This window comes from Streptomyces sp. PsTaAH-124, assembly GCF_000373685.1.
GTDB lineage: Bacteria > Actinomycetota > Actinomycetes > Streptomycetales > Streptomycetaceae > Streptomyces > Streptomyces andamanensis.
Genome location: NZ_KB892159.1, coordinates 224,236 through 239,643, shown reverse-complemented (window position 1 = coordinate 239,643; position 15,408 = coordinate 224,236). Strand labels below are relative to the sequence as shown.

Below are 15,408 nucleotides of genomic sequence, written 5' to 3'. Positions count from 1 at the left end.
ACGCCCTCGGCGCGGTGCGGCTCAGTCATGGCTCACCACGGTCAGGATCTTGGCGACCGCCGTGCGCGGATCCAGCGCGACCGGGGTGGCGGAGGTCCACTCGGAGACCTCGCCGCCGACCTCGTCCCGCAGCAGCAGCCGGGCGCCGGGGGCCGTCCGGAAGACCTCGGCTACGTCGTGCACGATTCCCTCCTCGGGGCGGTGGGGGCTCAGGGTGACCACGCACAGCACCGTCTCGCCCGATGCCGGATCGGTCTTGGCGTACGCCAGCAGCGCGTCGTTGCCGACGTCCAGGAAGCGCACCCGGCGCAGCTGCTGGAGCGCGGGGTGCGCGCGCCGCACACGGTTCAGCAGGGTGAGCCACGGGGCCAGGCTGCGGCCCCGCGCCTCGGCGGCGGCGAAGTCCCGGGGCCGCAGCTGGTACTTCTCCGAGTCCAGGTACTCCTCGCTGCCGTGCCGCACCGGCCGGTGCTCGTACAGCTCGTAGCCGGAGTACACGCCCCAGGTGGGGGAGAGGGTGGCGGCGAGCGCGGCCCGCAGCGCGAACATCGCGGGACCGCCGTGCTGGAGCGTGGCGTGCAGGATGTCCGGGGTGTTCACGAACAGGTTGGGCCGCAGGAAGTGCGCGCCCTCGGCCAGTTCGGTCGCGTACGACGTCAGCTCCTCCTTGGTGGTGCGCCAGGTGAAGTACGTGTACGACTGGGTGAACCCGGCCTTCGCCAGGCCCTGGAGCACCGCCGGGCGGGTGAACGCCTCGGCGAGGAAGAGCACGTCCGGGTGGGTCTCCTTCACCCGCCAGATCAGCCGGTCCCAGAACGCGAGCGGCTTGGTGTGCGGATTGTCCACGCGGAAGACCCGCACCCCCTGCGCCACCCAGAACAGCACGATCCGCAGGAGTTCCGCGTACAGCCCCTCGGGGTCGTTGTCGAAGTTCAGCGGATAGATGTCCTGGTACGCCTTGGGCGGGTTCTCCGCGTAGGCGATCGAGCCGTCCGGGCGGGTGCTGAACCACTCCGGGTGCTCGCGCACCCAGGGATGGTCCGGCGAGCACTGGAAGGCCAGGTCGAGGGCGACCTCCAGGCCGAGCCCGGCCGCCGCCGACACGAACGCCCGGAAGTCCGCCAGGGTGCCCAGCCGCGGATGCACGGCGTCGTGGCCGCCCTCGGCGGAACCCACCGCCCAGGGCGAACCGACGTCCTCGGGACCGGCGTCGAGCGTGTTGTTGGGCCCCTTGCGGTGCGAGCGGCCGACGGGATGGACCGGCGGCAGGTACACCACGTCGAAGCCCATCGCCGCGATCCGCGGCAGTTCGCGCTCCGCCGTGGCGAACGTGCCGTGCACGGCCGCGCCTCGAGGATCCCGCCCGCCGGTCGAGCGCGGGAACATCTCGTACCAGGAGCCGTACAGCGCCCGGCGCCGGTCCACCCAGATCCGGTGCTCGGGGCCCCGGGTCAGCAGGTCCCGCAGCGGACTCGCGGCCACCAGCGCGCGTACCTCCTCCCCGAGAGCCGCCTCCAGGCGCCGGGCCAGCGGCAGGTCCGCGCGCCGCAGCCGGGCCGCCGCGTGCAGCGGGACATGCGGCCGGCCGCTCTGCTGGGCCAGCCGCTCCAGCAGCCGGGCACCGCTCTCCAGGTCGGCGGCGAGCGCGGCGGCCGACTGCCCGGCGTCCCGCTTGGCGCGTACGCCGTGCAGCCAGGACCGCCATGGATCGCCCCAGGCGTCGACCCGGTAGGTCCACATGCCCTCCCGGTCCGGGACGATCACCGCACTGAAGCGGTCGAGACCGGGATCGTCGAGCTCCATGGGGACGGTCCGGGGCGGCGAAGCGCCGTCCGCCGGGGCCAGCACGACATCGGCGGCGACGGCCTCATGGCCCTCGCGCCAGACCGTCGCGTGCACCGGGACATGCTCGCCCACGACCGCCTTCGCCGGATGCGAACCATCGCTGACAACCGGCTCGACCTCGGATATAGCCAATCTGCCGATCATTGCTTCCACTCCCTGTGTGAGGGGTCCCGGGCAATAGTGCGGAAGCGGCCGCTGTTTTCCGAGGTGTGGCGCCGAGGCGCCCGCTCACTGCGTCAACTTCCGCAGAACGCGCGAGCCCTGCCGACGCCGGTCACCTGCACGTATTCGGTTGACTTCGACAAGTTGTCGCGCACCGCAGCCGGTGCCTTGCCCCGCTCGCACACCCCGCGTTGTACTCGGATGGTCCGTCTGGAGAAATACGTTCCAGATATCAGGCACCGCCGCTGGAAATCCAGCGCGCATCATCGTGGAGGAATTCGTGTCCAAGCGGATACTTGTCGTCCTGTCCGAGTACGGATATTGGGGGGAGGAACTCGTGGGGCCCGTCGAGGCATTCGACGCCCGCGGATATCAGGTCACTTTCATGACGCCCACCGGAAAGCGCGCGCAGGCGCTGCCGCCGAGCCTGGACGCCGACTACATCGACCCGCCGCTCGGCCGCTCGGTGACCACCCGGGACATGGCCCGCCGGGCCGCCGCGCTCGACGCGTCCGACCGGCTGGACAACCCGCTCAGTCTCCAGAGCCTGGTGCCCGAGCGCCCCTACTACAGCGCCCTCAACCACCTCAGGGAGGTCGAGGACTACCACCGCCGCCTCGACTCCGCCCTGGCCGACCTGGTCTCCGGCTTCGACGCCCTGGTCATCGTCGGCGGCAGCGGACCCATCGTCGACCTCGCCAACAACGAGCGCCTGCACGAGGTCGTCCTGGGCTTCGTCGCCGCCGACAAGCCCATCCTCGCCGAGTGCTACGGCGTCGCCGTCCTCGCCTTCGCGCGGGACCTGGAGAGCCGCACGAGCCTGCTGTGGGGCAAGCACGTCACCGGCCACCCCAAGGAGTACGACTACAAGGACGGCACCGGCTTCATCGGCGTCGAGTTCAACATGGGCCCGCCGCCGTACCCGCTGGAGTACATCCTGCGCGACGCGACCGGCCCCGACGGCGCCTTCCACGGCAACGTCGGCAAGGAGACGTCCGTCATCGTCGACCACCCCTTCGTCACCGCGCGCTCCACGCCCGACTCCGAACTCGGCGGCCGGAAGCTGGTGGAGGTCCTGGAGGACGGACTGCGCCGCTACGGCTGGTAGCCACCGCGTCCACCCCCGCAGCGCGACTCCCCGCCCAGGAAAGGAAATCCCATGTCCGCGAGGCCCGCCAAGGCCGCCCTCTTCGAGCAGCTCGCCGCCGACGGCATCTCCCACATGTTCGGCAACCCGGGAACCGTGGAACAGGGCTTCCTGGACGAGCTGGAACGCCACGACCTGACCTACGTCCTGGCGCTGCACGAGGGCGCGGCCGTCGGCATGGCCGACGGCTACGCCCGCGCCGGCCGCCGCCCCGCCCTGGTCCAGCTGCACAGCGGCGTGGGCCTGGGCAACGGCATCGGCATGCTCTACCAGGCCAGACGCGGCGGATCGCCCCTGGTCGTCCTGGTCGGCGAGGCGGGCATCCGCTACGACGCCATGGACGGCCAGATGGCCGCCGACCTGGTGGCGATGGCCCGGCCCGTCACCAAGTACGCCACCCGGGTCACCGACGTCCGCTCGACGCTGCGCGTGCTGCGCCGCGCCGTCAAGACCGCCATGACACCGCCGCTCGGCCCGGTCGTCGTCGTCCTGCCCGCCGACATCATGGACGAGCTGACCTCGGAGCCGGCCGTGCCGACCTCCGTGCCCGACACCCGCAGCGTCCCGGCCCCGCAGGCGGTGCGCGAGGCCGCCCGGCTCCTCGGCCCGGCCCGCAACCCGCTGATCCTGATGGGCGACGGCGTCGCCGCCAGCGGAGCCCAGCGTGAACTGACCGACGTCGCCGAGCGGTTGGGCGCCCCCGTGTGGGGCGTGAACTGCTCCGAGGTCAACTTCGACACCACCCACCCGCTGTACGGGGGCCAGACGGGGCACATGTTCGGCAAGGACAGCGCCAAGGTGGTGGCCGGGGCCGACGCCGTCCTGATCGTGGGCACCTATGTCTTTCCCGAGGTCTTCCCCGACCTGGACAGCCCCTTCGACCCCGGCGCGAGGATCGTGCACATCGACCTCGACGCGTACGAGATCGCGAAGAACTTCCCCGTCGACCTCGGACTCGTCGCCGATCCCCGGCTCGCCCTGGCCGCGCTCGCCGCGGAACTGGGTCCGGACGGGCCGGCCGGACCCGACTCGGCCGACCGGGCGGCCCGGCTCCCGGAGCGGGCCCGCACCCGGACACCGGCGTCGACTGCTCCGGCTCCGGCGCCCGCACCGGAAGCCGACGCGTCGCTGATGGACGTCTTCGCCCGGACCCTCGCCGCCCGCGCGCCCGAAGGGCTGACCGTCTTCGACGAGGCCCTGACCGCCTCCGGACCCCTCGCCCGCCATCTGCCGCCGCGCGAGCCGGGCCGCTTCTTCCAGACCCGGGGCGGCTCGCTCGGAGTCGGCATCCCCGGCGCCCTCGGCATCAAACTGGCCCGCCCCGAGCTGCCGGTGATCGCCTTCACCGGGGACGGCGGCAGCATGTACACCATCCAGGCGCTGTGGACCGCGGCCCGCGAGGACATCGACGCCAAGTTCGTGATCTGCAACAACGGCCGCTACCGGCTGCTCGACCTCAACATCGCGCAGTACTGGGGCGAGCTGGGCATCGCCCCGCACGACGCGCCCGGCTCCTTCGACCTCACCCGCCCCGACATCGGCTTCGCCGACCTGGCCCGTGCCCTCGGTGTGCCCGCCCGGCGCGTGGAGAAGGCGGACGAGGTGGCGAGCGCGATCGAGGAGATGTGGGCGCACCAGGGCCCCTACCTGATCGACCTCGTCATCGACTGAGACGGTCCGGACCGCCGTTGGCGGCGCCTGCCCGTCCCGTCCGGCTCGTCCGTCCCGTTCCTCTCACCACTCACCCTGTCCGACCCGTTCGCAAGGAGACCTCCGCATGACCCGACGAGAGGGCGCCCGCGCCCTGACGGCCGCCGCCGCCGAGGCGTTCGTCCGCGACTGGCACACCGCCCTGTGCGCCGGGGCGCCGGCCGCCGAGCTGGTGCCGTACCTGGCCAACGGGCTGCGGCTGGAGCTGCCGCACCATGTGGTGCGCGGCGCCGAGGAGTTCACGGCCTGGCACACCGCGGGACAGCGACTCCCGCTCACCGGCGGGGACTTCGCCGTCACCCCGCTGGAGGTGCACCTGTCCTCGCCCGTGCACGCCGAGGTGAGCTGCGCGCTGCCGGGCGGCCCCGGCCGCGCCCCGGTCCGCCAGACCTGGTGGCTGGTCCTCCAGCAGGGCACCCCGCGCCTGCGCACCCTGACCGTGCACCCGGAACCCGCCACGGCCCCGGCCGCCGCGCCGCGCCCGGCCGCCGCCACCGCTCCCGCCGCCACTGCTCCCACCGCCCCGGAAACGGCCGTCGCCACGCTCCCGCCCGCCGCCCAGCCCGCACTCGCCGGAGCCTGACCCGACCCGCGCACCGGCCCGGCCGGGGCCCGGCGCCGTACACCCGGCGCCGGGCCCCGCCCGCCGGACCCGGCGTGCCTCACCCCCCCCGCCCGCCTCCACCCAAGGAATGAGAACCGATGACCACGAGCCTCCCGCTCTCGCCCCGGCGGCTGGACGGCCGCCGCATAGGGATCCTCGCCGAGAGCGACTACGTCGAGGACGAGATCTCCTACTACCGGCGGCGGTTCGGCGAGGAAGGCGCCGAGGTCGTGCTGCTGTCCCGGCTGTGGGGCCAGTCGTCGCTGACCTTCACCGGCCACGAGCAGCGCGCCCCGCTCACGGTCAGCGACGACCTGGAGGAGCTGGACTACACCCGGCTCGCCGGCTACTCCGCGCTGATCGTCCCCTCCGGGCACGTCGCCGACCGGCTGCGCTACAGCGAGGACGTGAACCGGCCCGCCCCCGCACTCGACCTGATGCGCCGCGCCTTCCGGCTGCCCACCCTCGTCAAGGCGTTCTCCTGCCACGCCCTGTGGCTGGTGTCGGCCGCCCCCGACCTGGTGGCCGGCCGCGATGTCACCTGCCACAACAACCTGGTCGGCGACGTGCGCAACATGGGCGCCCGCTACACCGACCAGGACGTGGTCGTCGACGGCGACCTCGTCACCACCCGCACCGTCGAGCAGTGCCACCTGCTGGCCAGGACCGTCATCGACCTGATCGACCCGGTCGCCGAGGCCGCCGCCTGACCCGCACCGTGCCGCACCGTCCCCTACCGTCCCGCACCGCCGCCCCGCCCCCCCGACTCCCTCCGACCGTTCCCCCGGACTCCCAGGAGCACCCACGGTGGCCACTCGACTTCCCTTCACCTTCTCCGACAGCGTCGCCGGATACGTCACCGCGCGCACCGGAGGAAGCGCCGACCTGACGACCCTGGACGGGCGGCGCGTCACCATCCACCTCACCGAGACCACCAGCGCGCAGCACCTGCGCAACCTCGGGCAGCCGTACCACGACGTCACCGGCCGGATGCGCGAACTGCTCACGCCCGGCCGGTTCGTGTTCTGCTACGGGCCCGTCTACTCCGAGGAGGAGGGCCTGCACTACCAGGCGGCCCAACTGGTGTTCGTCAACGAGGACGACGGCTCCTGGCCGTTCGAGCGGTCCGGCTGGTGGACGGAGCAACTGCGCGAGCTGGCCACCTTCTACCGCCGCTCGCAGTTCGGGGACGGGCCGGTCGACTTCGGCGACTACCGCACCGTGATCAGCGGCAGCGGCGGCAAGACCGACGTCCAGGTCCAGGAGACGGACACCATCTCCCGCCTGGTCTACGGCATGGCCAGCACCTATCTGCTCACCGGCGACGAGGACGCCCTCGCCGTCGCCGACGCCGGATCCCAGTATCTGCACGACCACATGCGGTTCGTGGACGCCGACGAGGACGTCGTGTACTGGTACCACGGCGTGGAGATCGCGCAGGGCCGCGAACACCAGCTGTTCGCCTCGGAGTTCGGCGACGACTACCGGGCCATCCCCGCCTACGAGCAGATCTACGCCCTGGTCGGGCTGACCCAGACCTACCGGGTCACCGGCAACCCCGACTACCTCGCCGACATCGAGGGCACGGTCCGCCTCTTCGAGAAGCACTTCCACGACCCGAAGCTCGGCGGCTACTACTCGCACATCGACCCGGTCACCTTCAGCCCGTACCACGAGAGCCTCGGCCCCAACCGGGCGCGCAAGAACTGGAACTCCGTCGGCGACCACGCGCCCGCCTATCTGCTCAACCTGTTCCTGGCCACCGGCGAGGAACGCCACCGGCGCATGCTGGAGCACACCTTCGACATGATCGTCACCCATATGCCGGACCGCTCCAGCCCGTTCGTGCAGGAGCGCTTCCACGCGGACTGGACCCCGGACACGGAATGGGGCTGGCAGCAGGACCGCGCCGTCGTCGGGCACAACCTGAAGATCGCCTGGAACCTGATGCGGATGCAGGGCACCCTGCCCAAGCGCGAGTACCTGGCCCTGGCCGAACACCTGGGCGCCACCATGCCCGAGGTCGGCCGCGACTCCCGGCGCGGCGGCTGGTACGACGTCGTGCAGCGCGCCGCGGAGAACGGCCGGCACCGCTTCGCCTGGCACGACCGCAAGACCTGGTGGCAGCAGGAGCAGGCCATCCTCGCCTATCTCATCCTGGCGGGCGGCACCGGCCGCGAGGACTTCCTGCAACACGCCCGCGAGTCGTCCGCGTTCTACAACTCCTTCTTCCTCGACCACGACGAGGGCGGGGTGTTCTTCACCGTGCTCGCCCAGGGGCTGCCGTTCCTGGTCGGCAACGAACGCCTCAAGGGCAGCCACGCCATGGCCATGTACCACAAGGCCGAACTGTGCTACCTCGCCGAGATCTACACCCGGCTGCTCATCAACGAGGAGCCGCTGGAGCTGTACTTCCGCACCCACCCGCACGCCTCCTTCCCCGGCGGCAGGCTGCGCGTGTCCCCCGACGTGTTCCCGGCCGGCCGCATCGTCCTGGACCGGGTGCTGATCGACGGCGCGCCCTACGACGACTTCGACGCCGAGAGCATGAGCATCCGGCTGCCCGACAGCGGCGAACAACTGCGGATCCAGGCCCGGGTCCGGCCGGCGGGGCGGTGACGGGAGATGCCCGCCACGATCCTGCGGCCGGTGCTGCCCCGGCTCTCCGTCGGCCCCGGAACCCCGCAGCCCGCCGGCGCGACCCCGGTCCCCGGCGGCGTCAACTTCGCCGTGCCGGCCGCGACCGCCGCCGGTCTGCGGCTGGTCCTGTTCGACCCGGACGACGGCTCCGTCCGCACCGAGATCGACTTCCCCGCCGAGCACCGCGTCGGCACCGTCTTCACCATGACCGTACGCGGCCTCGACCCGGCCCGCACCCACTACGCCTACCGGGTGCGGGACGCCCGAGGCAGCCTGTCCGCCCCCGTCCTCGACCCCCGCGCGCGCCACCTCGCCGGGGCCGGGCCCTGGGGGCGGCGGCCGTCGTACCGGTCCGCGCTGGCCCCGGACACCTACGACTGGACGGGCGACCGCCGCCCCGGGATCCCCCTGGACGAACTCGTCGTCTACGAGACACATGTGCGCGGCTACACCCGCGACGCCTCCTCGGGGGTCGCCCACCCGGGCACCTACCGGGGACTCCAGGAGAAGATCCCCCACCTGCGGCAGCTCGGCGTGAACTGCGTCGAGCTGCTTCCCGTGTGCGAGTTCGACGAGACCGACAACACCTATGTCTCACCCGCCACCGGCGAGCCGCTGCGCAACCTGTGGGGCTACAACACCGTGGCCTTCTACGCGCCCAAGGCCGCCTACGCCACCGACCAGGCGCCCGGAGCGCCCGCCCGCGAACTCAAGGACCTGGTCAAGGCGCTGCACCGGGCGGGCATCGAGGTGATCCTCGACGTCGTGTTCAACCACACCGCCGAAGGGGACCGGCGCGGCCCCACGCTGTCCTTCCGGGCGCTGGACGAGGCCGGGTTCTACCTGCTCGACGACGAGGACCGCTACGTCAACCTCACGGCGACCGGCAACACCGTCAACTGCAACCACCCCCGCACCCGGGCCTTCGTCCTGGACTGCCTGCGGTACTGGGCCACCGAGTACCGCGTGGACGGCTTCCGCTTCGACATGGCCTCCATCCTGGCCCGCGGCACGGACGGCGCCCTGCTGGCCAACCCGCCGCTGCCCGAGGCCATCGCCCACGATCCGGTGCTGGCCCACTGCAAGCTGATCGCGGAGGCCACCGACGCGGCGGGCAGCTACCAGGTCGGCACCTTCCCGCACCACCACCGCTGGGGCGAGTGGAACATGCGCTACCGCGACGCGGTCCGCCGGCTGCTGCTCGGCAGGCCCGGCTCGGTCGCCGAGTTCGCGACCCGTCTGGTCGGCTCGCCCGACCTGTACCCGGGCCGCGGCGCCACCCCGTCCGTCAACTACATCACCTGCCACGACGGGCTCACCCTCGCCGACTGGACCGCCTACGACCACCGGCACAACGAGGCCAACGGCGAAGGCGGCCAGGACGGCATCCCCGACGAGGACAGCTGGAACTGCGGCCACGAGGGACCCACCGACGACCCGGGCGTTCTGGCCCTGCGCGACCGGCTGGCCACCACCGCCCTGCTGCTGCTCGGTGCCAGCCAGGGCGTGCCCATGCTGCTCGCGGGCGACGAGTTCGGCCGCACCCAGCACGGCAACAACAACGCCTACAGCCAGGACACCCCGCAGGGCTGGGTCGACTGGACCCGGCGTGCCGAGGACCGCGGCCGGGAGCTGTTCACCCGCCGCTGCCTGGCCTTCCGCCGCGCCCACCCGGTGCTGCGCCGCCCGGACCACCCGGACGGCCGCACCCCGCAGGGCCACCCGTACCCGCCGGTCAGCTGGCACGGTGACCTCCCCGGGCGGCCCGACTGGTCCGAGTCCTCCACCCTGCTCGCCGCCCTGCTGTACGCCCACGGCGGCGACGGGACCGTGCCGGACTGCGTGTACCTCGCGGTCAACACCGGCGGCACGGACCGCGCGGTGCTGGTGCCGCCGGCCCCGGCCGGACTGCGCTGGCACCTGTTCGCCGACACCTCGCGCGCCCCGCACCGCGCCGCGCACGAGCCGGGCGCCGAACCGCCGCTCGACGGCGACCGGGTGGGCGTCGGCGCCCACGCGGCCGTGCTCCTCGTGGCCGCGCCCGCGCCCGCCCCGGCCGCCTGACCGTACGCCCCCCTCAGGGCGGGACCCCTCCCGAAGGGGTCCCGCCCTCCCGTACGTCCGGGCCGGCCGTACGTCCGTGCCGTGGCCGTACGTCCGTGCCGCGACCGTGGATCCGGGCCCGTCCGGGCCGCCCGGGACCGTACCGCCGGATCCGGCCGGGGTGCTCGGTCACCGCTGCCGGGCACACCGGCACCGGGAACCACGCACCCCGGCCGGATCGGCCGGACCGCTCCCGCGACCACCGTGCGGCAGGGCCGCACGCGGCCTCAGACACCCACGAGCTGCTCGTCCCGCACGACGATGGTCATCGAACGGTCCAGACCGGCCAGCCGGAACCGGTCGCGCAGGACCGGCGACGCCCCCTCGATCACGATGTGCGAGGTGGCCGGCAGGTGCTGCTGGGCGAAGGCCAGGCAGCGCAGCCCCGCCGGGACCAGCGCGTCCAGCGCGTGCACGTCCACCACGAGCCGGCGCGGGCCCTGGGTGACCGCCTGGTCGACGACCCGGCGCAGGCTCTGCACCTCGCGGTCGTTCAGCTCGCCCTCCAGACGGACGACCGTGGTGGAGCCGTTGATGCCGAGGGAGATGTCGAAAGCCATGGGAATCATTCCTTCACCGAGTTCGGATTCCGGCTCTGCCGCCGTCCTCCTGACGTAGTGACAATGTTTCCGCCCCGGCCCGTGGACCGTCCAATACCCGCTTTCATAGCCTGCCTTCATGGATATCGATACCAGGCTCCTCCGCTACTTCAACGCGGTGGCGGAGGAGGGAAACCTGACCAGGGCCGCGCAACGGCTGTTCATCGCCCAGCCGTCGCTCACCAAGCAGATCAAGCAACTGGAATCGAACCTGGGCCTGGAACTGTTCGTCCGCAGCCGTTCGGGAATGGAACTCACCCCCGCCGGACGCGCCCTGGCCGACGAAGTCCTGGAACTGCTGCGCGGCTGGGACCGGTCGCTGCGCTGCGCGCGCCGCGCCGCCACGACCTCCGCGCGGGTCCTGCGCGTCGGCTTCGTCGCCAGCGCCGCCAACGAGAAGACCCAGGAGATCATCGCGGAGTTCACCCGGCGCCGCCCGGACTGGCGGGTCGAACTGCGGCAGACCGAGTGGTCCGACCCCACCGCGGGCCTGGTCACCGGGGACGCCGACGCCGCACTCCTGCGACTGCCCTTCCCCGGCCAGCAGGAGCTGCACGTCAGGATCCTCCTCACCGAACCCCGCTGGATCGCGCTGCCGGCCGGCCACCGTCTGGCCGCCCACGCCGAGGTGCCCTTCAGCGAGCTGTACGACGAGCCGTTCGTCGCCACCCCGGAAGCCTCCGGCTGGTGGCGCGAGTACTGGCTCGCCGCCGAGGAACGCGAGGGCCACCCCGTACGGATCGGCGCCATCGCGCACAACCCGGACGAGTGGCTGAACGCGGTGGCCCACGGCCGCGGGGTCAGCCTCACCCCGGAGGCCACCGCCCGCTTCTACCAGCGCCCCGACCTCGTCTACCGGCCGGTCACCGGGGTCAGCCCCAGCCAGGTCGGCGTGGCCTGGCCCCGCGAGGCGCACCCCGGGCCCCACCTCGACGACTTCGTCGCCGCCTGCCTGGCCGTCTGCGCGGCCGGCCCGGCCGGAGCACAGGACGCACAGGGGCCCGCAGGACCGAACGCCCCTGCGGCGCGACAGAGTTGAGTCGCCGCATACGCGCCGGAAATGTTTGAGCGGACCATTGCGGTGACCGGAATTGATCATTCGGCGCCTATGCAGAAGGTCACAGCGGCACCTCGCCTACTTCGTACAGTCCGCATTGCCCAGGCGTCCCAGCGCCTTTGATACTTGACGACGTCCGCCGCCGCATCAGGCCGACGCCGACGTCACACCGTCATCGCCCCGCTCCGTGCCCGCGGTCGCATTCCGCGGAATTCCCCGGACGTGGTCCGGGCGACACGAGAGGGCACGTTCCCGCGCTCGATCCTGGAGTCATCATGCCGAATTCCGGAGCCAGTTCGCCCCTGCCCAGCACCACCGACGTCCTCATCGTCGGAGCCGGTCCGACCGGACTCGCGCTGGCCTGCGCCCTGCGCACCCTGGGGGTGGACCACGTCGTCATCGACCGGGCCGCCTCCACCGCCGTGCACTCCCGCGCGGCGGCCGTCCACGCCCGGACCCTGGAGTCCCTGGCGGCGATCGGCGCGGCCGAACCGCTGGTCGCCCTCGGCCGCCCCGGCGACTCCTTCACCGTGCGCGACGGCGAGCGCCAGGTGCTCACCACGCCCTTCAACGAGCTGGACACCCCCTACCCGTTCGTCCTCGCCGTGCCCCAGCAGACCACCGAGGAGGTCCTGGAGGAGCGGCTCGGGGCGCTCGGCGGCCGGGTGTACCGCCGCCACACCCTGCTCGACCTCGGCGAGCTGTTCCCCGGGGTGAACGCCCTGGTCACCGACGACGAGACCGGCGAGGTGCGCTCGATCCGCGCCCGCTACGCGGTGGGCTGCGACGGACTGCACAGCACCGTCCGGCAGAAGTCCGGCATCGCCTTCACCGGCCACGACCGGCCGCAGAACTTCGCGCTCATCGAGTTCTCCATGGAGTGGTCGGGCCCCGAGGGCGAGATCTCGTTCTTCTTCTCGCCCGCCGGACTGCTCGCCGTCTCCCACCTCCAGGGCGACACCTACCGCGTCGTCGCCCTCGTCGACGACGACACCCCCACCCCCGACCTGGAGGCGGTGCAGCACCTGCTGGACACCCGCGGCCCCTCCGCCGCCGGTGCCAAGGTCAAGGACCTCAAGATGGCCTCCACCTGGCGGGTGAGCCACCGTCTCGCCGACACCTTCGGCACCGGGCCCGTCTTCCTCGTCGGCGACGCGGCGCACGTGCACAGCCCGGTGGGCGCCCAGGGCATGAACACCGGCCTCCAGGACGCCTTCAACCTGGCCTGGAAGCTCGCGGCCGTGCTCGACGGCACCGCCTCCCCGGCCCTGCTGCACACCTACGACAGCGAGCGGCGCCCCATGGCGCAGGGCCTGCTCGCCTTCGCCAACCAGCTGCACGACATCTCCACCATGGACAACCCCGACAGCATGCGGCTGCGCAACGACGTACTGTCCGCGGTCGGCAAGATCCCCGAGGCCCGCGCCTGGCTGGCGCAGCGGCTCGCCCAGCTCTCCATCGTCTACGGCAGCCCCCAGGGCCCCAAGCCGGCCGCGGGCGAACGCATGCCCCCGCGGCCCGGTATGGCCCCGGGCCTGGGCTGGTCGCTGGTGCTGCCGGCCGGCACGGACACCGCCGCCGCCGAGCGGGCCGCCGCCGCGTCGCCCACCCCGCTGGCCGTCGCCACCGCCGAGGGCCTGCCGCACGCCGTGCTGGTCCGCCCCGACGGGCACATCGCGCTCACCGCCTCCGCCGCCGACGCCGCCGGGCTGCCCGCCCGGCTCGCCGACTGGCTGCGCCACGACTGGCCCGTACTCGGCTGACACCCACACCCGCACGCCCTCCAGGGAGACACACACCATGACAACCCGCTACTCCCGGCCGCCCGGCGCGGCCACCCTCATGCACGTGGCGCTCGTCTGCCCCGACATCGACGCCTCGCTGCGCTTCTACCGCGACGGCCTCGGCTTCGCCCGCACCTACGAGTGGACCCGGTCCGCCAAGGCGGGCTGCCCCTGCCAGGCCATCTACTCCGGGCGCGGCGTCTACATCGAACTCGACGGCTCCACGTACATCGAGCTGTTCCCCGGCGGCACCCCCGGCACCGACTCCTCCGGCGGCCCGCTCCAGCACATCGCCCTCGTCGTCCCCGACGTGGACGAGGCGTACCGCCGCTGCCTCACCGCGGGCGGGCAGGCGTTCCCGCTCGACGAGTGGCCGGGCGACCCCGTCACCGTCGTCCTCAACGGCGAACCGGAGGTCGAGGTCCGCGTCGCCTTCGTCAAGGGACCGGCCGGCGAACTCATCGAGCTGTACGACCAGCTCAGCCCGGTCGTCTCCCGGCAGCCCGCGGAACAGGCGGCGGCCGGCTAGCCCACCGGGCCGCGTGCCGCGGCGCGACCGCGCGACACCTCGAAGGCACCCCGAAGCCTCGAAGGCACCCCGCAGCCCCGAAGACACCCGAAGACACCTCGATACGGAGGACCCATGCGATACACCGTGCTCGGCAGGACCGGCCTGCGCGTGTCCGAACTGGCCCTGGGCACCGTCACGTTCGGAGAGGAGTGGGGCTGGGGCGCCCCCAAGGAGACCAGCGCCCGCATCCTCGGCCTGTACGAGGAGGCCGGCGGCAACCTGATCGACACCGCCGACCACTACACCGGCGGCACCTCCGAGAAGTTCCTCGGCGAACTGCTGCGCGGCCGCCGCGACCGGTACGTGCTGACCACCAAGTACACCCTCCAGACCGACCCCACCGACATCAACTCCGCGGGCAACCACCGCAAGAACCTGGTCTCCTCCATCGAGGCCAGCCTGCGCCGCTTGCAGACCGACTACATCGACCTGCTGTGGGTGCACGCCCACGACACGCTCACCCCCGTACCGGAGATCATGCGCACCCTGGACGACCAGGTGCGCGCCGGGAAGATCCACTACGTGGGCATCGCCAACTGGCCCGCCTGGGAGGTCGCCCAGGCCAACACCCTGGCCGAGCTGCGCGGCTGGTCGCCCTTCGCCGCCCTCCAGATCCGCTACAACCTGCTCGAACGCGGCCCCGAGCGCGATCTGCTGCCCATGGCCCGCCAGTTCGACCTGCCGGTGCTGGCCTGGGGCGCGCTGTCCGAGGGACTGCTCACCGGCAAGTACCTCACCGGCGGCGGCGGACGGCTCACCGTGGCGCCGCGCGACCACAACAGCGCGCCCGGCACCGACACCCTCGTCAAGGAGGTCGTCGCCGTCGCCGCCGAGGGCGGCTGGAGCCCGGCCCAGGTCGCCCTGGCCTGGCTGCGCAGCCGGCCCGGCGTGGTGATCCCCATTCTCGGCGCCACCAAGGAGCACCAGATCAAGGACACCCTCGGCTGCACCGACGTCACCCTGAGCGCCGACCACCTCGACCGGCTCGACCGGCTCAGCCGCATCGACCTCGGCTACCCGCACGACCTGCTGCGCGATCCCGTCACCGTACGGGACATGTACGGCACGAACTGGTCCGACATCGAGGACCGGCGCACCACGACCCGCCGCGGCGTCGCCGACGACGCCCATGTGCCCATGACCGCGCGGTAGGCACGCGCCCGGCGGCCCGTCCCGCACCTCTACC

Annotated in this window: 12 protein-coding genes; 10 read left to right on the top strand and 2 right to left on the bottom strand. The window is 72.6% G+C overall.

Annotated elements, in window-relative coordinates:
* Positions 1–21 precede the first annotated feature (21 nt).
* Complete coding sequence (locus B086_RS0105515) at positions 22–1,989, bottom strand: alpha-1,4-glucan--maltose-1-phosphate maltosyltransferase (protein WP_026252133.1); 1,968 nt, start codon at positions 1,987–1,989, stop codon at positions 22–24.
* A gap of 298 nt (positions 1,990–2,287) precedes the next feature.
* Between B086_RS0105515 and B086_RS0105510 the strand changes: the two genes are divergently transcribed.
* The 6 genes from B086_RS0105510 (at position 2,288) to B086_RS0105485 (ending at position 10,172) form a co-directional block, all read left to right on the top strand.
* Positions 2,288–3,115, top strand: a complete 828-nt coding sequence (locus tag B086_RS0105510) for a type 1 glutamine amidotransferase domain-containing protein (protein ID WP_026252132.1) — start codon at positions 2,288–2,290, stop codon at positions 3,113–3,115.
* 51 nt (positions 3,116–3,166) lie between these two features.
* Entirely contained in the window at positions 3,167–4,825 is a 1,659-nt protein-coding gene (locus tag B086_RS0105505) for a thiamine pyrophosphate-binding protein (protein ID WP_018565404.1), read from the top strand.
* Between the two features lie 106 nt (positions 4,826–4,931).
* Positions 4,932–5,447 carry a hypothetical protein gene (locus B086_RS44920; protein WP_026252131.1) on the top strand — a complete coding sequence of 172 codons (516 nt, stop codon included), beginning with the start codon at positions 4,932–4,934 and terminating at the stop codon, positions 5,445–5,447.
* Between the two features lie 119 nt (positions 5,448–5,566).
* The gene (locus B086_RS0105495; RefSeq protein WP_018565403.1) at positions 5,567–6,178 is read left to right on the top strand and encodes a DJ-1/PfpI family protein; all 612 of its coding nucleotides are present in this window, start codon (positions 5,567–5,569) and stop codon (positions 6,176–6,178) included.
* Positions 6,179–6,275: 97 nt separating this feature from the next.
* Positions 6,276–8,087 (top strand): AGE family epimerase/isomerase, encoded by a 1,812-nt coding sequence (locus B086_RS0105490; RefSeq protein ID WP_018565402.1) that lies wholly within the window; start codon positions 6,276–6,278, stop codon positions 8,085–8,087.
* A 6-nt stretch (positions 8,088–8,093) separates the two neighbouring features.
* Positions 8,094–10,172, top strand: coding sequence for a glycogen debranching protein (locus B086_RS0105485; RefSeq protein WP_018565401.1), 2,079 nt, complete (start codon positions 8,094–8,096; stop codon positions 10,170–10,172).
* A 266-nt stretch (positions 10,173–10,438) separates the two neighbouring features.
* Here the strand turns inward: B086_RS0105485 and B086_RS0105480 are convergent, their stop codons facing one another.
* Positions 10,439–10,771: an STAS domain-containing protein gene (locus B086_RS0105480; protein WP_018565400.1), complete on the bottom strand. Its 333-nt coding sequence runs from the start codon at positions 10,769–10,771 to the stop codon at positions 10,439–10,441.
* A gap of 118 nt (positions 10,772–10,889) precedes the next feature.
* On the opposite strand from B086_RS0105480, the gene B086_RS0105475 reads away from it, so the two are divergent.
* The 4 genes from B086_RS0105475 (at position 10,890) to B086_RS0105460 (ending at position 15,374) form a co-directional block, all read left to right on the top strand.
* A complete protein-coding gene (locus B086_RS0105475) occupies positions 10,890–11,849 on the top strand; it encodes a LysR family transcriptional regulator (RefSeq protein ID WP_018565399.1) in 960 nt (319 codons plus the stop codon).
* Between the two features lie 293 nt (positions 11,850–12,142).
* Positions 12,143–13,630, top strand: coding sequence for an FAD-dependent monooxygenase (locus tag B086_RS39230; protein WP_018565398.1), 1,488 nt, complete (start codon positions 12,143–12,145; stop codon positions 13,628–13,630).
* A 37-nt stretch (positions 13,631–13,667) separates the two neighbouring features.
* Entirely contained in the window at positions 13,668–14,180 is a 513-nt protein-coding gene (locus B086_RS0105465) for a VOC family protein (protein WP_018565397.1), read from the top strand.
* Between the two features lie 114 nt (positions 14,181–14,294).
* Positions 14,295–15,374: an aldo/keto reductase gene (locus B086_RS0105460; RefSeq protein WP_018565396.1), complete on the top strand. Its 1,080-nt coding sequence runs from the start codon at positions 14,295–14,297 to the stop codon at positions 15,372–15,374.
* The last annotated feature ends 34 nt before the right edge of the window (positions 15,375–15,408 follow it).